This window comes from Pseudomonas sp. TE3895 (assembly GCF_056278855.1).
In genome coordinates this window covers 3823241-3847074 of sequence record NZ_JBWBQE010000001.1, presented here as the reverse complement: position 1 = coordinate 3847074, position 23834 = coordinate 3823241, and the positions used below count along the sequence as shown (strand labels likewise).

Annotated in this window: 23 protein-coding genes; 21 read left to right on the top strand and 2 right to left on the bottom strand. The window is 58.1% G+C overall.

All coding sequences use genetic code 11. The features are described from left to right. Nucleotides 1-85: 85 nt before the first annotated feature. From ACZ889_RS17270 to ACZ889_RS17255, 4 genes are read left to right on the top strand one after another with little or no spacing between them, the layout of a single operon-like run. Nucleotides 86-1078, top strand: coding sequence for an LLM class oxidoreductase (locus tag ACZ889_RS17270; RefSeq protein ID WP_014861923.1), 993 nt, complete (start codon nt 86-88; stop codon nt 1076-1078). Between the two features lie 23 nt (nt 1079-1101). Further along, complete coding sequence (locus ACZ889_RS17265) at nt 1102-1902, top strand: sugar phosphate isomerase/epimerase family protein (protein ID WP_476257611.1); 801 nt, start codon at nt 1102-1104, stop codon at nt 1900-1902. A gap of 23 nt (nt 1903-1925) precedes the next feature. Further along, complete coding sequence (locus ACZ889_RS17260; RefSeq protein WP_014861921.1) at nt 1926-2735, top strand: sugar phosphate isomerase/epimerase family protein; 810 nt, start codon at nt 1926-1928, stop codon at nt 2733-2735. Between the two features lie 54 nt (nt 2736-2789). Further along, nucleotides 2790-3776 carry an LLM class flavin-dependent oxidoreductase gene (locus tag ACZ889_RS17255; RefSeq protein ID WP_014861920.1) on the top strand — a complete coding sequence of 329 codons (987 nt, stop codon included), beginning with the start codon at nt 2790-2792 and terminating at the stop codon, nt 3774-3776. A 43-nt stretch (nt 3777-3819) separates the two neighbouring features. Here the strand turns inward: ACZ889_RS17255 and ACZ889_RS17250 are convergent, their stop codons facing one another. Together ACZ889_RS17250 and ACZ889_RS17245 are read right to left on the bottom strand one after the other, a co-directional pair. After that, nucleotides 3820-4614, bottom strand: coding sequence for an SDR family NAD(P)-dependent oxidoreductase (locus tag ACZ889_RS17250; RefSeq protein WP_180688090.1), 795 nt, complete (start codon nt 4612-4614; stop codon nt 3820-3822). Nucleotides 4615-4770: 156 nt separating this feature from the next. Then, complete coding sequence (locus ACZ889_RS17245) at nt 4771-5670, bottom strand: LysR family transcriptional regulator (RefSeq protein WP_061203267.1); 900 nt, start codon at nt 5668-5670, stop codon at nt 4771-4773. A gap of 138 nt (nt 5671-5808) precedes the next feature. On the opposite strand from ACZ889_RS17245, the gene ACZ889_RS17240 reads away from it, so the two are divergent. The 17 genes from ACZ889_RS17240 to ACZ889_RS17160 all read left to right on the top strand — a co-directional run bounded on the left by ACZ889_RS17240 (nt 5809) and on the right by ACZ889_RS17160 (nt 22339). Beyond that, complete coding sequence (locus ACZ889_RS17240) at nt 5809-6210, top strand: DoxX family protein (protein ID WP_014756769.1); 402 nt, start codon at nt 5809-5811, stop codon at nt 6208-6210. Between the two features lie 301 nt (nt 6211-6511). Next, on the top strand, nt 6512-6709 hold the full coding sequence (locus tag ACZ889_RS17235) for a tautomerase family protein (RefSeq protein ID WP_014756768.1): 198 nt from the start codon (nt 6512-6514) through the stop codon (nt 6707-6709). A gap of 76 nt (nt 6710-6785) precedes the next feature. Continuing rightward, entirely contained in the window at nt 6786-7139 is a 354-nt protein-coding gene (locus tag ACZ889_RS17230) for a putative quinol monooxygenase (RefSeq protein WP_047602739.1), read from the top strand. A gap of 23 nt (nt 7140-7162) precedes the next feature. Then, complete coding sequence (locus tag ACZ889_RS17225; RefSeq protein ID WP_430757505.1) at nt 7163-7777, top strand: nitroreductase family protein; 615 nt, start codon at nt 7163-7165, stop codon at nt 7775-7777. A gap of 116 nt (nt 7778-7893) precedes the next feature. Then, complete coding sequence (locus ACZ889_RS17220) at nt 7894-8379, top strand: nuclear transport factor 2 family protein (protein ID WP_180688093.1); 486 nt, start codon at nt 7894-7896, stop codon at nt 8377-8379. Between the two features lie 67 nt (nt 8380-8446). Beyond that, on the top strand, nt 8447-9403 hold the full coding sequence (locus tag ACZ889_RS17215) for an alpha/beta fold hydrolase (protein WP_476257610.1): 957 nt from the start codon (nt 8447-8449) through the stop codon (nt 9401-9403). 234 nt (nt 9404-9637) lie between these two features. Further along, nucleotides 9638-10267, top strand: coding sequence for an NADPH-dependent F420 reductase (locus ACZ889_RS17210; RefSeq protein ID WP_476257609.1), 630 nt, complete (start codon nt 9638-9640; stop codon nt 10265-10267). 20 nt (nt 10268-10287) lie between these two features. Next, nucleotides 10288-11130 (top strand): DODA-type extradiol aromatic ring-opening family dioxygenase, encoded by an 843-nt coding sequence (locus tag ACZ889_RS17205; RefSeq protein ID WP_180688095.1) that lies wholly within the window; start codon nt 10288-10290, stop codon nt 11128-11130. After that, entirely contained in the window at nt 11123-11800 is a 678-nt protein-coding gene (locus ACZ889_RS17200; protein ID WP_180688096.1) for an alpha/beta hydrolase, read from the top strand. Before ACZ889_RS17205 ends, ACZ889_RS17200 begins: the two co-directional genes overlap by 8 nt. 50 nt (nt 11801-11850) lie before the next feature. Beyond that, entirely contained in the window at nt 11851-12768 is a 918-nt protein-coding gene (locus ACZ889_RS17195; RefSeq protein WP_476257608.1) for a LysR family transcriptional regulator, read from the top strand. 141 nt (nt 12769-12909) lie between these two features. Next, on the top strand, nt 12910-13827 hold the full coding sequence (locus tag ACZ889_RS17190) for a LysR family transcriptional regulator (RefSeq protein ID WP_014756758.1): 918 nt from the start codon (nt 12910-12912) through the stop codon (nt 13825-13827). Between the two features lie 337 nt (nt 13828-14164). Then, nucleotides 14165-15454, top strand: a complete 1290-nt coding sequence (locus ACZ889_RS17185; RefSeq protein WP_061203259.1) for an MFS transporter — start codon at nt 14165-14167, stop codon at nt 15452-15454. Between the two features lie 3 nt (nt 15455-15457). After that, entirely contained in the window at nt 15458-16630 is a 1173-nt protein-coding gene (locus ACZ889_RS17180) for a M20 aminoacylase family protein (RefSeq protein WP_476257607.1), read from the top strand. Nucleotides 16631-16903: 273 nt separating this feature from the next. Then, entirely contained in the window at nt 16904-18373 is a 1470-nt protein-coding gene (locus ACZ889_RS17175; protein WP_180688098.1) for a benzaldehyde dehydrogenase, read from the top strand. Between the two features lie 18 nt (nt 18374-18391). Further along, nucleotides 18392-19516 carry an NAD(P)-dependent alcohol dehydrogenase gene (locus ACZ889_RS17170; RefSeq protein WP_180688099.1) on the top strand — a complete coding sequence of 375 codons (1125 nt, stop codon included), beginning with the start codon at nt 18392-18394 and terminating at the stop codon, nt 19514-19516. Between the two features lie 60 nt (nt 19517-19576). Beyond that, complete coding sequence (locus ACZ889_RS17165; protein ID WP_180688100.1) at nt 19577-20467, top strand: transporter; 891 nt, start codon at nt 19577-19579, stop codon at nt 20465-20467. A 72-nt stretch (nt 20468-20539) separates the two neighbouring features. Then, complete coding sequence (locus ACZ889_RS17160; protein WP_476257606.1) at nt 20540-22339, top strand: sigma-54-dependent Fis family transcriptional regulator; 1800 nt, start codon at nt 20540-20542, stop codon at nt 22337-22339. The last annotated feature ends 1495 nt before the right edge of the window (nt 22340-23834 follow it).

The window sequence follows — 23834 nt, the reverse complement described above, 5'->3', positions numbered from 1 at the left end:
TTTCTCTCAGGATTTCCTCTTTATAGTCGTTCAAACGCTGTGATCGAGCAGTGATGATGCGCTCGATCGAATCGACGAGGTAAAGATGAGCTTTAAACAGTCCTACGCCGCTTTGCCGGACGAGCTGTCCAGCCATCGGGGCTTTGCAAGAGTATTTCGCCCCGGGCACCTGACGTTCGGCTTCATTGCACCCTTGGAAAGCTACCCTGATACGCCTGGCCCAACCTTGGCCGACCACACGGCTATGGCTCAAAAAGTCGATGAGGCGGGATTCTCGGCCATCTGGCTGAGGGACGTGCCTTTCTACGACCCGCATTTCGGTGATGTCGCACAGGTGCTGGATCCACTGGTGTACGCGGGGTATCTCGCCGCAGTCACGCGCAATATAGCGATCGGCACTGCCGGTATAGTGCTCCCTCTGCGCGATCCACTCATCGTGGCAAAACAGGCTGCAAGCGTCGATCAGCTCCTGGGAGGGCGCTTGATTCTTGGCCTCGCAGGGGGCGATCGGCCCATCGAATATCCGGCATTCGGCGTTGAATTCGATAGCCGCGCCGATCGCTTCCGTGATGCCCTCGCGGTACTCAGGGCGGCCACTGAACAGGATTGGCCCACCTTTTCTTCACTGTTCCACGGGCAGCTTAATGGCAACCTCGACCTGATACCCAAACCACTGGCGCCGCGGCTGCCAACGCTGGTTGTGGGCATGGCCGGACAAACGCCCGCATGGATTGCCGAACACACTGACGGCATGATCGGCTACCTCAATGATCCCATCCGCGTCCCGAGCATCGTCTCCCAGTGGCACCAGGCCTCTGCCGGTAAACCGTTCAAACCGTACGGCTACGGCACCTTCTTCGACCTTGATCCAGAACCGAATGCCCCTCTGCAGCAAGGGCGGGTGATGCGCGCCGGCCGCAATACCCTCATCGATTTATGGTTGCGTCAGCAGGACCAAGGCGTTTCGCATGTTGCACTGAATTTCAAGCCGCAACGCCGCCCAGCCTCCGAAGTCATCGATGAGCTTGGTGAGTACGTGCTTCCGCATTTTCCTAGCCATGTACCGGCAGGCATATAGCCCATTCCCACGGAGTTTTCACGATGCAACACACTGTCCATGCGATGGATTTCATCTTTCAGACCAAGCTGGGGACCTACCCGCTGGCGGTGCAATGCGAAATGCTCGCCTCACTGGGTTACCAAGGTATCACCGTGTCTTCCTGGAGTTCTGAACTCAGGGACTTGCCAAAGGTGAAGCGCGAGTGGGGTCTTGATGTAGGCGCCATCTATGCGATCTACCGCCAAGGCTTGGAAGCACGTTTGATCAACCTGTTCGAGACACTCGAGGGCTGTAGTTCGGTAGAACTGGCCCTGCACTCCGGTGACCGCGTGCAGGACCACGACCTGCGCATGCTCGACCAACTGCTGCCTATCTGCGAGCGACGCGGCATCCAGATCGCTCTGTATCCACATATTCGCTATGGCATGCAGACCACTCAGGAGGCCGTGGACCTCTGTGAGCGTTTCGATCATCCCAACCTGGGTATCGTCTTCAACGGATACCACTGGTATGCCTGCCAGGAAGGGGCGCTGGAGCAGCGGCTGGATGCCGTGATGCCCTGGCTGCGCCAAGTGAACATCGCGGGTTGCCGCCTGTCCCCGCTTGGCTGGGGTGGCGCGGCAACCATCGAGCCGCTGGACGAAGGGGAAATGGACAACTTCGTGTTGCTCGGCGCGCTGGAGCGCCGTGGATACGAGGGGCGCTATGGGTTCCTCGGGTGGGAAAGCATGGGCGGCGACGTACACGGTAACCTGCAGCGTTCGCTTACGGCCTTCCGCTCAATGGAGGAGCGCCTGGCACGTAACCCGCACTGGGCACTCATGACCGATCTCCCACGATGATTCGGCGGTAACCGATGAACCCTATGAACAACCCCATCCACGCGCTGGACTCGTTTTTCTACACCTCAATGGGGGTCTACAGTTTCCAGTCGCAATGCGAGATGGTCGCTGAAGTCGGCTATGACGCCATAACCGTGGCGGCCTGGAGCGGACATCCCCTCACGGATTTGAAACTACTGCCGCAGGTGAAGGATAAGCATGGGCTGGATGTAGCAGCTCTGTACCTGGTATTGCATGAAGGACGCAATGATCATCTGGTCAGGCAGATCATCGAATCGGTCGAGGGCGTGGAACTCATCGAACTGGCGGTTCAAACCTCTGTTAACGGCGTTAAGGCAATCCTGCAGACCATCGAGCGGTTGCTACCCGTTGTCGAGCGCCGAGGGCTGAAGCTTGCGCTTTACCCACATCGCAACCATGTCACCGAAACCACATCCCATGTCGTGGAGATTTGTCGATTTTTCGATCACCCTCGACTCGGTGCGGTGTTCAACGGCTACCACTGGTATGCCAGCCAGGAAGGTGACCTGCAAGGGCGTCTGGACGCCATGAAGCCGTGGCTGATGCAAGTCACCACTTCAGGCTCGACCCTTTCACAGCTGGGTTGGGGTGGCGTTGCGACCATGGAGCCGCCAGACCGAGGCGAGCTGGACAATTTCGCGTTGCTCGGCGCCCTTCAGCGCATGGGCTACGAGGGCCGGATCGGCCTGCTGGGCTGGGATTACTGCGGTGATGTCTATCTCAAGCTTCAGCGATCGCTCAACGCCATGCGCGGCATCCAGCAACGACTGGCAGAACACCCTACCTGGGCAGACATCCCGCTTGCTCGCTAACGCTCTGGGTGCTGCGCAACGAAGCCCGGCGCCCTCCTTCTACCAGGAGCTCACATGACTGCACTTTCAGTACTTGATTTGATGATGATCGGGGAAGGCAACACCTTTTCCGATACGCTCGAAGGCGCCCGGTTGCTGGCCCGGCATGTCGAGCAGCACGGCTATCGTCGTTACTGGATCGCTGAGCATCACGATCTGCCCGGCATCGGCTCGATGGCCACGCCGTTGATCATCCAGCACCTGGCTGCATCGACATCGACACTGCGCGTCGGCGCCGGGGGCATCATGTTGCCCAATCATTCGCCACTGATCGTCGCCGAGCAGTTCGGCACGCTGCATACGTTGTTCCCTGACCGCATCGACCTGGGTGTGGGCCGTGCTCCTGGTAGTGGCGGCCCGACCATTCGCGCCATCCGCGGCGTGGCGCAAGAACGCGACTTTGCCCAGGATGTTTCCCGGCTGATCAATTACCTGCAAAACAACGGACGCGAGCCGGTCCGGGCCCTTCCAGGGCGCCACGACGTACCGGTATGGGTGCTGGGTTCTGGCCTGCAGGGCGCAGATCTGGCTGCCAGAATGGGGCTTCCTTACGCATTCGCTTCACACTTCGCACCGCAAATGCTGATGCAGGCAATCGAGCATTACCGTACGAGCTTCCGCCCCTCGGAGTTCCTTGCCAAACCCTACGTAATGGCAGGCGTGAACGTGATTGCAGCCCCCACACGGGCCGAAGCGCATTGGCTGGCAAGCTCGCACCAGCAATGGGTCGTTAAGCTGCACGCTGGGCGGGCCGGGTTGTTGCCACTGCCCGAAGAAGGGTATCTGGACAAGATTTCCAACTTCGACCGCGAAGGTTTGAACCAGGCCATGGCCTGTACCGCGATAGGGGATATTGCCGACGTCGGCACCTGGCTTCGTCAGTTCATCGCCACCACGCAAGTCGATGAGCTGATGATTGATGCGCGAATCCATGACCCTGTCGCACGCTGCCGATCCTATCAGTTAGCTGCAGAGTCCATTGCAGACCTGCTCAACGATTGATAACCCAGGTCCGGAGCGAGAGTGATCCCGCTCCGACGTGCATTCAGACAATGTCGTCAACCACCCCGCCATCCACACGAAGTGCAGCGCCGCTGGTCGCTGAAGCCAGTGTCGAACAGACGTAGACCACCATGTTGGCAACCTCGTCCACCGTTGCTGCACGCTGAATCAAAGACGTGGGCCGATGCGCCATGACGAATTCGGCCGCCAGCGCCTCGACAGTTTTACCTGTGCGCGCGCGCTCTTCTTCCAGCATCTGCGCCAGCCCATCGGAAAGCGTCGGGCCAGGCAACACACTGTTTACCGTAATGCCGCTACCCGCCAATCGCTTTGCCAGCCCGCGAGAAAGTGCCAATTGGGCCGTTTTCGAGACCCCGTAATGAACCATGTCTGCCGGAATATTGCGCGCGGACTCCGAAGCGATGAACACCACCCTCCCCCAGCCACGTGCCTGCATTGCCGGCACCAGTGCGCGGCTCAAGCGAACCCCCGACATCACATTGGTTTGCCAGTATTCATCCCAGCAGGCGTCGTCGGTTTCAAAAAAGTCCCGAACACCATAGATGCCGGCATTGTTTACCAAGATATCGATATGTGGCAGGGCGTCGATGAGCTGCTCAACCCCGTCGGCAGTACCTAGATCAGCCACCACCGTAACGATGCTTGCGCTTGGCGCCACCGCCAACAGCTCGGCCTTCGCCTTGGCCACTGATGCCTCACTGCGCCCATTGATGACCACTTGAGCGCCAGTGCTAGCCAGGCCTTTGGCAATAGCCAGACCAATCCCACCAGTCGATGCGGTCACTAGTGCGGTCTTACCGTCGAGTCGAATATGCATAACGCGTTCTTACTCCAGATTGAAGATGCACACGCCGCCCGATGTTGACTACCAGGGAAGACGTGCATAGATGACCCCATCCTAATGTAGAGCTTGACGTTGTTAAACCAGGTATAAATCCAAAATTGGTAGCCTTGTATTCTACTTGGTTAGCGTTCAGTCGATCCAAGGCGGTGAAGCAAAGCGGTCTGACAGAAAATTGATAAGCGCTCGAACTTTGGGGGCCAGATGTTTGCGTGTGGGGTAGACAATGTAGACACCCAGCTCAATGGACCGGTACTCAGGTAACAGCTCCACCAGCAGGCCCGTGCGCAGGTCTTCACTGACCATGAAGCTCGGCTGCAGCGAGATACCGCCCCCGCCCACTGTGATGCTGCGGCACGTATCGCCATTGTTGCAACGCACCGTCGAGCGGGTGCGAACGCTCTCAGGGCCAGAGGGCCCTGTAAAATGCCACTCATTGCCGCTCGAGAAATTCGTGTAGGCGACTGCACCGTGTTGTTCCAGGTCCGACAGCGTGGTTATTGGCGGGTTGGCAGACAGGTAATCGGGGGAAGCGCACAGTCGCATCCGTGTACTGGCAAGCCGCCGGCCAACAAGCGATGAGCTTTCCATGCGGGCAATGCGGACAGCGGCATCGAAGCCCTCGTCAACCAAGTCGACTTGCCTGTCGTTGAGGCTGATATCCAACTCGATCTTTGGATACAGCCGCATGAAGTCAGCCCAGACCGGCGCAAGGTGAAGCACCCCAAAGCTCACGGGCGCATTGACACGCAGTACCCCTGCAGGTTCAGGCGAGGCTGAGGTCACTGCCTCTTCTGCCTGGTCCATCAATGCCAGCACTTCCCGGGCCTGGTGATAGAACTGTCGCCCTTCGTCCGTCAACGACAGCCGCCGGGTCGTGCGCTGAATCAACCGCACCCCAAGGCGCTCTTCCAACGCGTTGACATGGCGCGACACTGCAGCCTTGGACATATCCAGCGGTTCTGCAGCGCCGATGAAACTGCTTTTGTCCACGACAGTGCAGAACACCTGCATCTCAAGTGCGCGATCCATTTTTATCTCACTAAGTGGAACGGTAAGTCACATTTAAGTGAGTTTATCCCAAAAATCAAATCTATAGACTGTGCTCATCGGCCTTGTCCAGGCAGATCGAACGCACCAATAACTTAATTTAGAAAGCGGATAACCATCATGATCGATACCCGTACCGCCCCCTACGCCGCCCTTGCCATGCGACTGGCCCTGGGCATCATGTTCATTGCACATGGCCTTACCAAGGTCTTCGTTTTCACACCTGCCGGTACTGCTGGCTTCTTCGAGTCAATTGGCTTCCCGGGCTTTCTGGCTTACCCGGTCATGGCATTCGAAGTCATTGGCGGTTTGATGCTGGTGCTGGGTGTGTATGCTCGTTGGGTGGCTGCGATTGCCGTGATTCAGCTGTTCGTCGCCGCGACCGTCCATTTTGGTAATGGCTGGAGCTTCACCAATGCTAACGGCGGCTGGGAATACCCGGTTTTCCTGACCATCAGTGCATTGGTCGTGGCGCTTCTGGGTGAAGGCCCCTTCGCAGCCAAACCTGCCGTCAAAGTGTGAGCTTACTGCTCGCTGAAGGCCCCCTCTGTTAACCCGTTTTGCCCGGCCAGATGCTCGCTCCCGTTTCGCTGGCCGGGATTTTCATGCCCCGCTCCCCCGCCTCGACCTAGGTAGAATTCATTTCTACAAATCTCGGATATTTAAGCCATTTATCGCTTTCAATTTCTACATTACGATAAATGCATCGCTTGATTCGAGAGCAGACATCACTTGCCTCTTCTGCTGACGTAGCGCCTGCTCTCTTGCCGTCAGCCCATGCGTTGAGGCATCCGCCTAATCATTACTCAAGAGGGTCGTTCACATGCCTGTAGTACGTGTCAGCTGGTTCGAAGGTAAAGATCATGCGCAAAAAGCCACAGTTGCCGCAGATATTACCGAGACGATCGTAAAAAACACCGGCACTCCCGCCGAGTACATCTATGTCATCTTCGAAGATGTCAAACCTTCCGATTGGGCGGGTGCCGGCAAGTTGTTTGGGGAAAATCCCGAAAACACTTGAGCCATGGGACCAGCCTCGCGCCGTTGCCCCGTCGCGGCGCGCTTCTTTCAAAGTCAGATCACCTCGGGTACATCCTATGCATCCCTACATCTCCTGCCTGTTTACACTCGCTGTCAAACCGCACGACTTTGCAGAATTCAAAGCGCTGATCAGCCAGATCGTAGCGGTCACTCAACAAGAGCCTGGCACGCTGGTTTATGAGTACAGCGTGAATGAAGACGCCAGCACCGTCCATATCCTGGAGCGTTACAACGCCGACGCAGTCGTTAGTCATGTAGACACCACCTTCGCTCCTTTCGGCGCGCGTTTCCTGGAGTTGTGCACGGTGAAAGGGCTGGTCGTCTACGGCACGCCAGATGCTGAAATCCGCAAGCGCCTCGACCCGTTCGGCGCCGTGTACATGACACCATTCGACGGTTTCAGCCGTTAATCGATTTATTCAAGGAGTTCTTCATGTCGACGATTGTTCAAGCCATCAGGTCGCGCACGTCCGTCAATCAGTACGACACCGAGCGTCGCCTGACTGACCAAGAGATCGCCAACCTGGTTGAACTGGCGACACTCGCACCCTCGGCGTTCAATTCCCAGAACTGGCGATTTCTGGCGGTGCGAAGCCCAGAAGAAAAAGCCCGACTGCTGCCGTTGGCCTTTGGTCAGCAAAAAGTAGTGGACGCGGCTGTAACGTTCATCGTGTGCGGCACGCTCGCGCCCCACAAGTCGTTGCCGCATGCCCTGGAGCCCGCGCGCACTGCTGGCATCATCGACCAGTCGGTCTATGACATGTGGGTACAGGCTGCTACTGGCATGTACCAGGACAACCTGCAACTGCAACGTGACGAGGCGATTCGCTCGGGTTCGCTCGCCGCTATGACGTTGATGCTGGCAGCTCAGGGTCAAGGGCTGGCGTCGACCCCGATGATTGGTTTCGATGCCTCCGAGGTTGCCAAAGCATTCGGCCTCACCGCGAATGATGTCCCCGTGATGCTGGTCACCGTAGGTTATCCGGGCGCCTCGAACTGGCCTCAGAAACCCCGCAAGGCAGTGCAAGAGGTTCTGCAGCTGGTTTGATGCCCGGCTCCCCATCCGACCAAGGCTGCCCCGTTTGATTATCGATGGACAGCCGCTTTGGGCCTGGATGAACCGGTATGGCGACCTCGGTACGTTTTCAAGAAGGATACCCATTCATGAACGACACTAATTTGATCTCCGTCTTGGAATCGCTGCAGCAGCGTCTTCAGCGGCTTGAAGACAAAGAAGCAATCACCACCCTACTCAATCACTATTGCCGTGTCTGCGACACGCATGACTTTGAAAGTTTTGGTAATACGTTTACCGAAGATGGCGTATTGCATTATGAGGAGTGGGGGGAAATTCACGGCCCTGCAGAAATTGCCAAAGCCGCCAGCGTCGAGGGCAATATCCAAGGCCTGCAGCACTCGATCACCAACCTCCAAATCGAGATCACAGGGACAGATACCGCAATTGCAAACGCCTCGTTGATCTTCTTCGCCGCGCCGGATACCTCAAAGCCTTTCGAGTGCTACGCCTGTGGCGGCCCCTATGAGTTCACCCTGCGCAGAACTAACGCGGGCTGGAAAATCGCCCGACACAAGCTACGCAGGAACTGGGCCATGGGACATGACCCTTCAGGAACCTTCAGCAACGCGTAATTGCATGTACCCACACGTCCGGGTGTTTGCTGAAGCGAGCTTTCAACCTTCCCCTGAGGACTGAATCTTGACTTTCCCGATCAATAAACTGTCCCTTCGATCACTCGTAGGAGACGGCTTCTATTTACCCCACGAAATCGTTGGTCAGCCTCTGCGACCTGCTGACTTCCAAGCGCTGACGATCAGCAGCTTTCGTACCAGTGACGATGTGCATTTGAGCTACTGGGAAGCCGGTAGCGGCCGCCCCTTGATCTTCATACCGGGATGGTCGGCGAACGGCGCGCTGTATTTCCACCTCATGCACATCCTAAGCAAGCATTATCACGTGTATGTGCTGGACGTTCGTAACCAGGGTCTTTCGCAACGTGTCAACTACGGGACTCGCATCTCCCGCTTCGCCATGGATGTGAAAGAACTTGCCGAGCATTTGAACATCGCCCAGGCAGATTACTGCGGCTGGTCCATGGGGGCCTCCGTGATGTGGGCCTACATCGACCTGTTTGGCACCCAAGGCATTCGTACCCTGAGCATCATTGACCAGGCGCCTTCGATCTACTGCCATGCGGACTGGTCGGAGCAGGAGCGTCTTGAGGCTGGCGCATTCACCAGCTCCGTTGAACGCATGATCGCGTCGTATACGAGCATGACCCCAACCAACCAGCTGGTTTCGGCCAATCATGTGTTCGAGCGCGCCATGGCACTTGATTCGCCCTATTATCACAATGCAATGAGCCTGGTGGAGGCAGTCGTCGAAGACGACATGGCATTCACCGGACGCGTACTCTTCGACCATGCCACCAATGATTGGCGCGATGTCATTCGTACAAAAATAGATGTACCGACTGCAGTATTCTCAGGTGAGTACAGTGATTGGCTGGAAAGCCAGCGATGGATGTGCAGCGTCATCCCGGATTCAGTACTGCATATCTATACCAAAGCCGAGCACGGCGACCATTTTCTGGCCTTCAAGAACCCTGAGAAATTCAGCGCGGATCTGCACGCTTTCATAGCAGGCGCATCCTGATGGATGAGGTTCGCAACCCTACTATCTTGCCAGCTTAAACGAGAGCTGAGTCTCCGCGATCGACTGCCTGACTACCCCGAAAAGCCAAGACCTGAAGTCTTGGCTTTTCTATTTCGGCCGCTACCAATAATCTCACCAAACGAGATTATTAATCACAATTTGGCTTATTTATCTCATTTTTCTAGCCTATAGAATGGGCTCATCGAAAACGCATACCAACGATGAGAGGTAGCTATGAAAATCACAGTAATTGGCACCGGCAACATGGGTTCGGGTTTTGCCAAACAACTCTCCAAGGCAGGTCATACCGTGCGCGTGACCGGTCGTGATTTCGCCAAGGCCCAAGCACTGGCAGCGCTGCATTCTAATGTCACTGCGTACGCTGCATCCGAGGCCTTGGGCGACAGCGATGCCGTGATCATTGCGACGGCCTATGACGATGCAGTTACCGCCTTGCGAGGTTTGGGCGACGTGACCGGAAAGGTGGTCATCGATATCACCAACCCACTGAGCGCTGACTACATGTCGCTGACTATTGGCCACTCCACTAGCGCTGCTGAAGAAATAGCCAAGGCCGTGCCACAAGCGCACGTCGTTAAAGCCTTCAACACCCTGTTCGCCCAAGTGCTCGCCGACGGCCCTGAGTTTGCCGACAACCAGCGCGGTACCGTGTTTATTGCAGCCGACCATGAGCGCGCCAAACAAACCACCATGGCACTGGCCCAAAGCATGGGCTGGAACACCACTGACGCCGGTGGGCTGATCAATGCGCGGTACCTAGAGCCACTGGCCGGGTTCAACATCTATCTCGGCTATGGCGCAGGTATGGGGACGTCGATTGCCCCAGTGTGGTTGAGCAAGTAATCGTTTTTTGAGGATATCCCATGAACACGTCTTTACCTGTTCTCTTTGTGTCTCATGGTGCTCCCATGTTCGCAATCGAGCCCGGCCAAGCTGGTGAACAACTGGCCAAGCTCGGTCGCGAGCTGACGCAACCTCGGGCCATTGTGGTCATCTCGCCGCACTGGATGACCCGCGGCGAAGTCTGCGTCACGGCGAGCCCTCATCCGGAAACCATCCATGATTTCGGTGGTTTCCCAGACGCGCTGTACGAGCTGCAGTATCCAGCACCCGGTGCGCCGCCTCTGGCACAGGAAATCGTGGACCTTTTGAACGATGCCGGCTGGAAGGCACGGTTGGATGCCCGCCGCGGGCTTGATCACGGCGCATGGGTACCACTTCTATACCTTGCGCCCGAAGCGTCCACGCCCGTGATCCAGGTCTCCATGCCGATGCCAATTGATACTCATAGCGCGTTGAGGCTGGGCCAGGCATTGAAGCCACTGCGCGACATGAACGTGTTGATCGTCGCGTCGGGCAGCCTGACCCATAACCTTTACGAATTCAGGGGTGCAAGTACTCACGGCGAGGCGTACGTCAAGCAATTTGCAGCCTGGACAGCGCAGGCACTTACGGCTGGAGATACCGCACAAGTTCTGGATTATCGGCGCTTGGCACCTGCCGCCGAGCGGGCACATCCCACCGACGAGCACTTCCTGCCATTGCTCATTGCCTTAGGCGCTGCGGGGGAAACCTACCAGACACGGGTTCTGGAGGGTGGCATCACCTACGGTGTACTGGCGATGGACAGTTATCTTTTCAACTCGGTGGCACAAGCGCGCACCGAGCCGACTCAGTTCAACAGAGGCAATGCCAACAATGCGTGACACTACGTTCTCCGACCCCGCTCGCGAACCGGGTACGGGTCTGATTTTCCGTAAGGCGTGCACCGCGACGGCGCCTAAAGGACGCCTTATCCTGTTGCACGGCGTTGGTTCCAACGAAGCCAATCTGGCGAGTCTGGCTGCCTCGCTGCCCGAAGAGCTCGAAGTGATTCTGCTTCGTGGTCCTTTGCAGCTCAGCCCTCAAGGATTTGCCTGGTTCCAGGTAACGTTTACCAACGACGGCCCCTCTTACAATGAAGTGCAGGCGGAGACGAGCCGTCAACTTCTCCTGCGCTTCATTGATGCCCTCCCCGCGTTGCCGACTGTGATTGCCGGCTTCAGCCAGGGCGGCATCATGAGTGCCAGCGTCGCCCTCACCGAGCCTGAACGGGTGGCAGGCTTTGCGATCCTCAGCGGCCGTATGCTGCGTGAGCTGGCTCCCATCATCGCCGAACCGTATCGTCGCACACATCTGCGCGCATTCATTGCCCACGGCCACGACGACAACGTGCTGCCGGAGCGCTGGGCGAAAGAAGCTGACGCCTGGCTGAGCACGCTTGGGGTCGCCCACGAAACGCACTACTACAACATGGGTCACGAAATCGTTGCGCCAGAGCTGGCTGACTTCTCGCAATGGCTGGACAAAACCTTTGCCCTCCCCCCTGGGCGTTGAGCACTCAGGTATCCTCTTGGGTAGCACTTTCGTCTACCTGGTAAGTCTGCATGACTGACGACACGTTCAGCGGAATCAACATATTCCTGGTAACAGCACGCTCAGCTACCTTCACCGAAGCCGCTGAGCGCTTGGGGCTCTCGAAATCTGCAGTTGGCAAAGCCATTGCCAGGCTGGAAGAGCGGCTAGGGACGAGTCTGTTCTATCGATCCACGCGGAAACTGTCCCTCTCGCCTGATGGCGAAGCCTACTTTGCCGTCTGGTCATCGGCGCTGGAGGAGATACGTTCAACCGAGAGCAGCTTTGGCAGTCAGCTGGGTGTTCCAGCAGGTCGGCTTAGGGTGGACATGCCCGTGGCGTTCGGCAAACAAGTGGTGCTGCCCGTATTGCTGAGCATGAGTCGCCGCTTCCCGCAGTTGCAACTGACATTGACCTTCAGCGATCAGTTGGTCGACCTGACGGACGAGGGAATCGACCTGGCCATCCGATTCGGCAGCGTCGACAGCGTGCCGGGTCTGGTCGCGCGGAGGTTGACCTCCCACCGTTGGGTGACCTGTGCTGCTCCTGAATACCTCACCGAATTCGGTTGTCCCAAGACACTGGAGGACATGGCCGGCCACCGGGCCATCGTTGGTTATCGTCGTGGCGGCTTGTTGCCGTGGAAGATGACCAACGATGGCCAGCCTGTGAAGTATTCGCCGCCTGCGACATACCAGTTCGATGATGCAGAGGCCATGATCGCGGCAGCCGTGGCTGGCTTGGGTATTTGCCAGATGCCCATCTGCCTGATGGAACAATCGATCGCGAAGGGCGCACTCGTGCCGGTGCTGCAGGACTTTGAGCCGGAGCCGGTCGAGGTTCATGCACTATGGTCCAGAAGCAATCATCTACGACCTAAGATTCGGTGTTTGGTCGATGAGCTACTGGGCCTTTTTGCAGCATCGCCCAACCCTGAGTCACTCCGATGATGGCCCATTACCGGACAGGTTAGGAACAAGCACCTGAGCATCGATGCTCTTGATAGCGGTAGATAAATCCTTGAGCATGTCGGCGCCTGGGGACACTGACTCAGGCTCGCTAACCACGCATGAGTAAGGACCCGACTGCCCGTGAAATTTCATCAAATAAAAGCATTGGTAGCTGTTCACCAAACCGGCAGCCTTAGCGAGGCATCTCAAGCGCTGCATGTGACGCAGCCTGCATTGAGCCGCTCGATCAAGGAACTGGAGGGTGAGCTTGGTCTATCGCTCATGCAACGGTCGCACAAAGGCATGACCCTGACTGATGAGGGAAGGCGCCTGATTCGCCATGCACAGTCCTCCATGGAGAGCTTGCGTCGGCTACAACTGGAAGCTGAGAACATCAAGGATATGCAGGTCGGTGAAGTCACCGTTGGCGTGACTTCCTTGACGGCCGTGTTGAAAGGGCTGGGTGAAAGTATCACTGCCTTCCAGATACGTAACCCGAGAGTGTGCATAAGGCTGATAGAACTACGCCCCTACCAGATCATCCAGCAGATACGCGACGGCACGCTGGATTTCGCCATCACTTCGCAACAGCACACGCAGCGGCTCAACCTGGATTGGGAATCGCTGAGCCGGATGCCCGGTTTGGTCGTCTGCCGAAAAACTCATCCACTCAGGGCTGCACGCTCGCTGCGCCACCTGCTTCAGGCCAGTTGGGTCAGCCTCGATGCTATCCACGATCACTCTTCGCAGTTCTACCAGATGTTCGAAGACAACCACATTCAACCGCCTGCGCGCATAACCGAGTGCTCGTCGGTGCTCCTGGCGCTTCATCTACTCCATCACTCCGACGCGTTCATGACATTGAGCGAAGCGGGTCTGGACAACATGCTCACTCAGGGGTTGAGCAATGAACTGGTTCAGGTTCGGGTAGAGGAAAGCATTCCTGAATACCCCATTTATCTGGTCTGTACTGACCGCCACTCGCTGACCACCTCAGCCCGCGACCTCTACTACGAGGTCCGTGCATCGTTAAGCACGAGTGAGCCTCTGCGCACCTGAGTATTCATACCGTTGGTGGATAGAACGCAGGATCAGCCATAGAAATATCGCAAGGGCTTGCGATTTGGTTAAGGGCCTTGAAAGTCATCTGAAAGGTGTACGTGTAGGGGCTCTTACAGCATCGTTGCGTCAGATTTTTCCGTATTAGCCGCTTGAGGCGGGCGCAAAAAGTGCATCTGTGCGGTTATCGAACCATTGGGCTCAGTTTCAGTGCGCTTGGCTCCGGCAAACACTACAGGGATTAACCATCGGTTAAGTCGCGCCTAAAAGCGTAAGTGCCAGGCAGTAAAAATTAAATGATAGTCGGGGTACACCAGAACAAGACGGGACCACCCTGATGTCCACTCTCCCTGCACCCGCTTTCACTTGCGACCCCGCTACCGCCCGCTCAGCGTCGAAAAAGGCCACCGTTGCGTGCGCCCTGGGCAACGCGTTGGAAATGTATGACTTCACCATTTACAGTTTTTTTGCTGTGGTGATCGCTAGAAACTTCTTCCCCGCGCAATCAGAAATGGCCTCGTTACTGTTGTCGCTGACAACCTTTGGCGTGGGCTTCCTGATGCGGCCCGTCGGGGCGGTGGTGATCGGCCGGTTCGCCGATCGGCATGGCCGCAAAGCAGCGCTTAGCTTGACCATCGGACTGATGACTCTGGGCACAGCGATGATCGCGTTTGCCCCGACGTACCACCAGATTGGCGTGGCGGGTACGTTGATACTCATCGTAGGCCGGTTGACGCAAGGGTTCTCAGCGGGTGGAGAAATTGGTACCGCATCAGTATTCCTCATGGAATCCAGCAGCACCGCCAATCGCTGTCAGAATGTTAGTTGGCAGGCTGCAAGCCAAGGCTATGCCGCATTGGTTGGGGCTGGCGCCGGGCTTCTATTGAGCACGCTCTTGACCGCAGAAGATCTCGAGCAATGGGGCTGGCGTATCCCGTTCATGCTGGGTCTGCTTATCGGACCGGTTGGTTGGTATATCCGCCGCTGCTTGCCTGAAACGCATGAATCGCAACCCGAGGCCAGCGAAGGACTCTGGCGTGATCATTTCGACCTGCGTCACACGCTGCTCGCCATTGGCCTCATGGCCAGCGCGACCATCAGCATTTACCTGTTCATTTTCTACATGCCGGCCTATCTGACCTCTGCGCTCGGCTACCCACAGCGCAGTGCCCTCGCTGTTGCCTGTGTTGCCAGCGCATGCTTGGCGGTGATCACCCCCTTGGCAGGACGATTTGCCGACCGCCACGTTCTGCGCAAAAAGCTGCTGTTCTGGACCATTGCGTTGCCAGTAGTGCTCGCGGGTCCGGCCCTGTACGTACTGAGCCTGAGTACCAACCTGTTCCTGGCGATGTTGGTGATCGCAATTCTGGTTTTGCCTGGCTGCATCGGCTCAGGGGCGTTCTTCGCCTTGATCATGGAAGGTTTTCCCAAACCATCGCGCGCCCTCGGTACGGCCGTTAGCTACAGCTTCGGTGTGACCCTGTTCGGTGGCTTCTCCCCTTTGATCGCTACATGGCTTACCGGCGCACTGGAAAGCCCGCTGGCGCCAGCGCTCTATCTACTCGCAGGCGGCGTCATAAGCCTACTGTGTCTGGCGCTTTATCCTGAAAACCCTGGAAGGGACTAACCCATGAACGCGGTTACAGAAATCAATCCGACCTCCGAGGTACAAGCCTTCGTAAACCTTCGTCGTCAGATTCATATGATGCCAGAGCTGGGTGGCGAGACGCCTGCCACGGCAGCGCTGGTCGCCGAAAAACTGGCCTCTTGGGGTTACGAAGTTCATCGCGGCATCGGCGGGCATGGGCTGGTCGGGGTGCTGCGTAAGGGAAGCAGCCCACGCAGCATCGGCTTGCGTGCCGACATGGATGCGCTCCCCATGCAGGAAGAAAACCGCTTTGCACACGCAAGCCAGATAGCGGGTCGCATGCATGCCTGTGGCCATGATGGCCACACCGCCATTCTGCTTGCGGCAGCTTGGCGGCTCGCCGACTCTGTGGATTTTGATGGCACCCTCAATCTGATTTTCCAGCCAGATGAAGAAGGACTATGCGGCGCGAAAAAGATGATGGAAGACGGATTGTTCACACGTTTTCCATGTGATGCCATCTTCGCCCTTCATAACCTACCCGGTATTCCCGTCGGTACAGCGGTTGTACAAACAGGGCCTACCATGGCGGCCTCACAGCAGATAAGCATTGAAATTCAAGGGCGTGGTGGCCATGGTGCCATGCCTGAACGCAGCGTCGATCCCTTCCCGGTCATCGCCAGCCTCATCAATGCCATACAAACCATCAAGTCGCGCAACCTGGCGGTCGATGAACATGCCGTCATCAGTATCGGGATGGTAAAGGCGGGCACTGTTTACAACATCATTCCGGATACAGCTTCGATGTTGTTAAGCGTGCGAACCGACACACCGGAAACAGAGCAGAAGATCAATCGCAGGCTGGAAGAAATTGTGCGTGGACACGAGCAGCTGTACGGCGTGACCATCAATCTGCGAACCGTCCAACTGGCGCCGGCGCTGGTTAACAGTACGCTCGAAACGCACAAGGTCCGCCAGTGCCTTGAGCCTCTATTCGCCCCAGGCACCCTGCTCTCGCAAGGAAAAAAAATCATGGCCACGGAGGATTTCGCGTGGATGTTGGCCCGAGTTCCGGGTTGCTATTTTTTCCTGGGCAATGGCGAGGGTGAGTTTCACGGCTGCTCAGTCCATAACCCGCATTATGACTTCAATGATGAACTGATTCGTTTGGGGTCGGATTGTTGGGTCAAGATTGTGCAAGGGTACCTGAGCTGATCTGTCACGAATGCTCCCCCAAGCTTTCGCTCAGGGGGAGCACTCTGACGAGTGCAATTGGCACTGATCGGTCTACGTGCACATTTCAACGCCCAAGCCCCCACATGTCCATGTGCGCATTCAGCACCTGGCATGTTCAGAATCTGAACACTGCGAAAGCATGGAATCGTTCAGAAGCTGGACACTTCGCGCACCGATATACCGGTATTAAGCCCCTTCTGCTCATTGGCATGCCCTCTGCAGTAAGCATCCGTAAATACAACAAAACACAGGATGCTTCGCGTGGAAACCTTACTGCCTAACAAACTCTGGAATGAACGACTGTTCACCGGTACCTGGGTGCCAGGTGAAATGCCCGCCACTACAGTCACCTCCCCTGGCAATGGCCAGCCGCTGGGGACCCTAGCAAACGCCGGTGCCGAGCAGGTGGAGCGAAGCGCCCGCGAGGCCGCCAAGGCCCAGCGCAACTGGTTTGCCCTGCCGTATGAAGAACGCGCCAGCGTGCTGCGCAAGGCGGCAGCCATCGCCGAGCAATATCAGGCAGAGATCGCCGACTGGATCGTGCGTGAAAGCGGCTCGACACAGGCCAAGGCAGGCTTCGAATCCTCCATCACCATCAAGTCGCTGCATGAAGCCTGCGCTCTGCCCTCGCGCAGCCAGGGTGAAGTTCTGCCCTCCACCGCCGGCCGCCTGAGCATCGCCCGACGTCGACCGCTGGGCGTGATCGGGGTGATTTCGCCGTTCAACTTCCCGTTGTACCTGGCCATGCGTGCCGTTGCCCCGGCACTGGCCACCGGCAATGCGGTGGTGCTAAAGCCCGACCCGCGCACTGCAGTGTGCGGTGGCCTTGTGATTGCCCGCATTTTCGAGCTGGCTGGCTTGCCAGCAGGCGTGCTGCATGTGCTGCCGGGCGGCGCTGAAGCCGGCGCAGCGCTTACCGCCTCACCCAGCGTGGCAATGATCCAGTTCACCGGCTCCACTGCCGCTGGCCGTAAAGTGGGAGAAGCTGCCGGCCGCCACCTGAAAAAAGTCTCGCTCGAACTTGGCGGCAAAAACTCGCTGATCATACTCGACGACGCCGACCTCGACCTGGCCATCGCCAACGCCACCTGGGGGGTGTACCTGCACCAGGGGCAGATCTGCATGTCGACCGGTAGGTTGCTGGTGCAACAGGGCATCTATGAGGCCTTCGTCGAACGCCTGGTGGCCAAGGCACGCAGCCTCACCGTGGGCGACCCGGCCAGCAGCCAGGTGCACCTGGGCCCGCTGATCAATGCGGCCCAGCGTGACAACGCCTTGCGCATTGTCGACGCCGCACGCGCTGCCGGGGCAACACTGGCAACTGGCGGTTCAGCTGACGGGCTGTTCTTCCAGCCAACCGTGCTCAGTGACGTACAACGTGACAACCCGGCATTCCACGAAGAAATCTTCGGCCCCGTGGCCGTGGTGGTGCCATTCGACAGCGATGAGCAAGCCGTGGAGCTGGCCAACGACACTGACTACGGCCTGAGCGCCGCCATCCTGTCGCGCGATATCGGCCGTGCCTTGCGCCTGGGCGAGCAATTGCGCACCGGGCTGCTGCATATCAACGACCAGACCGTCAACGACGAGGTCATCAATCCCTTCGGCGGCGTCGGCGCATCCGGCAACGGCACCAGCATCGGTGGCGCCGCCAACTGGGAAGAGTTCACCCAATGGCAATGGCTGACCCTCAAGGGCGAAGCACCTGCCTACCCCCTGTAACCCCGGAGAACAATAACAATGACAACACCCCTTTTGCGCCCCATTAAGGCTGCTGTGACCCATGGCAAAGGTGCCCCCTTCGTACTGGAGCAGGCACGCATTCGAGCACCGCAAGGTGACGAGGTGCTGGTGCGTATCGTCGCCACCGGCATGTGCCATACCGACATGATCGTGCGCGACCAATATTACCCGGTGCCGCTACCGGCGGTGCTGGGGCATGAAGGCTCGGGCATCATCGAGGCTGTTGGCCCATTGGTACAGAACCTGGCCGTGGGCGACCATGTGGTGATGACCTATGGCTACTGCGGCCATTGCCTGGCCTGCGACGCCGGCCAGGCCGCCTACTGCCAGGACTTCTTCGGGCGCAATTTCAGTGGTGCAGGCCCCGACGGCCAGCATGCCCTGCAAGACCTACAGGGCCAGGCACTGAACGACCACTTCTTCGCCCAGTCATCTTTTGCCACCTACGCATTGGGGCGCGAGAACAACACTGTACGTGTGCCCAAGGAAGCGCCTATCGAGCTGCTGGGCCCGCTGGGCTGCGGCATCCAGACAGGCGCCGGCGCCGTGATCAACTCGCTGAAAGTAACGCCCGGCAGCGCCTTTGCTGCCTTTGGCGGCGGTGCGGTAGGCCTCTCGGCCGTGCTGGCCGCGCAAGTGGCAGGGGCAGCAACCATCATCGCGGTAGACGTGGTGCCTTCGCGCCTGGCGCTGGCCCTGGAGCTGGGCGCTACACACGTGGTCAACAGCCGCGAGGCCGACCCGGTGGCCACCATCCGCGAAATCACCGGCGGCGGTGTGCAGTTCGCGCTGGAATCCACCGGGCGCCCAGAGGTGCTGCGCCAGGCCGTGGATGCCCTTGGCAGCCGTGGCGCGCTGGGGGTGGTCGGCGCACCGCCGCTGGGCACCACGGCACAGTTCGACGTCAACGACCTACTGCTGGGCGGCAAGGTCATACGCGGCATCGTCGAGGGTGACAGCGTGCCGAAAAAATTCATCCCCGAGCTGGTCAACCTGTACCTGCAGGGCCGCTTCGCCTTCGACAAGCTGGTCCGTTTCTACGACTTCGAGCAGATCAACCAGGCCGCCGAAGACAGCGAAAAAGGCTTGACCCTCAAACCGATCATTCGCATCCAGAAGTAAGCCTCAGGGGGCAGCCGCGCGCTGCCCCCGCCCAATAACAAGAACAAGGAAAACCCTGTCATGACCAAAAACTCCAGCCTTGCCTGGGGCACGCTGGCCTGCGCGCTGGTTTCAGCCAAGGCCCTGGCCGTCGATGTGAATGCTGGCGACTACACCGCGCTGCCGCCGGGCACCAACGTCGCCGCCTGGTACCAGCAATTCAGCCGCGCCGACCGATTCAACGGCGACGGTGCACCCGATGCCAAGCACAGCACCAGCCTGCGTTCGAACATCAGCATCCTGCGACTAATCCACTTCACAGAAATCGGCGATATCACGATAGACCCGCAAATTCTGCTGCCCTTTGGCCACGTCTACGACGTGAAGGTTGCCGGACAGTCGGTGGGCAGCAACAGCGGCATGGCCGACCCGATCATCGGCGCCACCTTCTGGTTGGTGAACCAGCCAGGGGTGGGCGCCAGTGGCCGCTACTTCGGCATCACCCCGTTGCTGTACCTGCCGTGGGGACAGTATGACCGCGACGCCGGCGTGAACCTGGGCGAAAACCGCTGGAAAGGCGACCTGCAGTTGGGCTGGGTAGAGCCGCTGTGGGGCCGCTGGTCGATGGAGTGGTACGCCGATGCGGTGTTCTATGGCAGCAACGACAAGGCAGGCAGCGGCAGCCAGACCTTGCGCCAGGACACGACTTACCAGTTGCAGACCAACCTGCGCTATGACTTCAACCCGGCCCAGCGCCTGGCATTGGGTTTCTCCGCCAGCGAAGGAGGCAAGCAGCACCTGTCGGGCGACTACACCGGGCAAAAGACCGAGGTACAGCAAGTGCGCCTGGAGTTTCAGCAGATGGTCGGCAGCAGCGTGCAACTGAGCGGCCAGCTGACCCACGACACCCGTGTGGTCGGCGGGTTCCAGGAAGACACCGGGGTCAACCTGCGGGCGCTGCTGCTGTTCTGAAGCCCGACAGCCTTGACGCGCTGCTGACAGCGGCGCAACGTGCGCAGTCAGTAACCCTCACAAGGTATACCCATGGATCGCCTACAGCTCCAGTTGCACAGCGCCCGTCAGCAGTTTGCCGAGGGCTTGCCATTGCCAGCCGGGCTACTTCCCGAACCGATCGAGCGCTCGTGGGAGCGTTCCAGGGCCGCCGGACTCAGCCCGTGGCAACCACGCCTGGCATGCGGGCAGTTGGATGTGCTGCCACTGACTGAGGCCGACAGCCAACTCGCTGCTTGCGTGCAGCCCGAGCTGGAACGGCTGTGGGAGCTGATTGGCGATTCGCACTGGATGCTTTTTTGCGTCAACCCGGACAACCGTATTGTCCAGACCCGCAAGCCCTTCGGCATCGACAGCCCGCTGTCGGCACTGCATGCCGGACGCCGGGTTAGCGAGGTCGACGTCGGCACCACCGCGCCGGCCTGCACGTTGATGGACGGCCTGCCGGCTATCGTTGCCGGTAACCAACATTACCTGCAGGAGTTTGCTGAGTTTTTCTGCGTCAGCGTGCCGTTGCGCGGGGTCGATGGCGAGATGCTCGGGGCGCTGGACCTGACCGGCATTGGTACCCGTAACGCTGGCACCATGCTCGAACGCCTCAAACATGCCGCGCTGGCCACCGAGAACAACTTTTTCCTCAACCTGCCTCGCTGCCGCATCGTCGAACTGCAACACGACCCCAGGCTGCTTGGCTCACCACTGCAGGCGCTGCTGGCGGTGCATGACGATGGCACGGTGCATGCTGCCAACCGCGCTGCGCAACAACTGCTGGGCGTGCCAAGCTACCGCCCAGAAGGGCTGTGCCTGGGGCAGCTATTCGACCGCCCCAGCCAAACCAGCCTTGATGGCTCACCGCAGCTGTTGACCCTAGCCGATGGCTCACGCCTGTATGGCCGGCTGTTGGCCAAACCCATCGCCAAGCCGCGGACGCTGCCTGTCAGCACAACGGCGTTGGGCAGCGACCGGCGGGTCAATGCTCGCTTCGACGATGCCTGCAAGGCTGTGGCGGGTAACCTGCCGGTGCTGATCACCGGGCCGACCGGTTCTGGCAAGGAAGTGTTCGCCAAGGCGTTGCATGCGCACTGCTGCCCACAGGCTCCGTTCGTGGCGATCAACTGCGCCGCGTTACCCGAAAGCCTCATCGAAGCCGAACTGTTCGGCTACACCGAGGGCAGCTTCACTGGCGCCCGCAAAGGCGGTGCCATGGGCCTGCTGGAGTCTGCTGGCGACGGCATTCTGTTGCTCGATGAAATCGGCGACATGCCGCTGGCCCTGCAAAGCCGGCTGCTGCGGGCCTTGCAAGAACGGCAGATTACCCGCGTTGGTAGCACTCGCACGGTAGCACTGAAGGCCCGCGTGATCGCTGCCACCCACAAGGACCTGGCCACGCTGGTAAGCAGAGGAGGCTTCCGCGAGGATCTGTTCTATCGCTTGGACGGCCTGCGCGTAGCCCTGCCCTCCCTTGAGGAGCGGCTGGACAAGGCTCAGCTGATCGACAGTTTTTTCCACCGCCCGGGTTTCCCACCGCTGGCGGCCGACGCCAGGCGCCAGTTGCTGGCTTACCATTGGCCGGGCAACCTACGGCAATTGGAGAACGTGGCACGCCTGGTCGGGGTGCTAGCTGCCGGTGAACCGTGCATTGGCGTGCAACACCTGCCTGATGAGCTGCAGGGCATTGCAGTCCCGGCTTCATGCGACCTGGCTTACATCACCCAAGGGGTGATCGAGCGCGTGCTGCTGGCCCATGGCGGTAACGTCAGCGCCGCAGCCAAAGAGCTAGGCATCTCGCGCACTACCTTGTACAAGCGCTTGGCCAATCAATGTTCGCGGTGATATGACTTTGGCCAAGGTTGCCGGAATTCATTCTTCTTTACGAATCTGTACAAGCCTGGATCGGCGTCAGGCGTCGTTTTCGACAATCAGGTTTCAATCCTTGATCACGGCCAAACGTTTGCATGGTGGCGCTCTGTATTGGGTGTCCGATTGCTGTACGTAAGGTATGGCAGCAACGGGTCCAGCCTGTGTGAAACGCAGTAAACACAATAGAAAACTGAGAGGTCGCACAGAGTGCCTGCGAGATGAGCAGGTAAATGCGCGAATAGCCCTCCTTTCGAAAAGATGTTTGGATGGCAAACCGGACGGCCCATTGCCGCAGGAGCCGCAGGATCGACGATCCATCGACGATGAAGCTCGACTACCCGAATGGAGTTGTCTTCGGTGATGTAATCGGCCAAGCACTCCCGAAGCGAAGTGACTTGCGTCCGAGCCTCACCCGCAATGAATCGCGTCATGATCGTCGCCGCCACGATCTCGGCGACCAGAGAGTTATGACGCTCGCGGGCGTTTGCGCACAACCTGGGTCGAAAGCAGTGGCTCACCTTATGGATACCGCACGTAACCTCCCCTTAACTATATATTAGGTCTGATGAGCCACAGGTTATCCGAACCTATTGCAGCGTTGAGCGAGATGAAATTGACTAAGCCAATCCGCTCCAGGCGATGCTCACAAAACCCTACCGACGGCGTACATATCCTGTGCGATCGCGCCCTGCTGTAGCTGGCCAGAAGCAACGGTAGGCAGTTATCAGCCTGCAGATCGGGAGGGAGCGCCGTCTGGATGGGCGGGTCATCGCCTACGTTCATGTTACGACACCGAGACCAGTCGTCAGAAAGTATCCTTGGGTGGGATCATGGCGATGATCGAGCATCGTAGCGAATCCACGGTCATGGGTTATTTCCAAGCCGGATCGCTTGAATCGATCCGCGCATGCAGGTTACTAGGCGACGAGCCTCACTCTCAACCGCTCGCCCGTACGGCTTGCCTTGTGGCATCTGTGAATAAAGTCTAAACACCCTCACTGCTCCCAATGCCTTTTCCAGAGTTGATTTCATTGCTGTTTTTCATCCTGAACAACCATGTCGGCTTCTCATCGATTTATATGAATTAATTGCTAAACGCTAAATCACCCAAAACTAAACGCTATATGCTACGAATCATAACCCCACCCATTAAATTCACGAAGACTAAACGACAAAATCAAAAATCACGCGTAATAATATTATACATTGAAACACCACATTTATTATTCGCCCACACTTGCAGACCCCTAATCCAAGTGCTAGCATTGTGCGTGCCAAAGCTTATGGCGGGCAAACAAAGTGAAAACTCACGTAGTTGTCGTAGGCACAAAAATAATCTATGCAGGAAATCTTGCGGAAGTTACTGCATGGCTCGCCTCCGACAAGCTTCAAATCAAGAACTCAAACGCCATTTGCTATTAGGGTATTAAAAAAGATAAAAATCGTTATAATACCGTTAAAAAGAAGA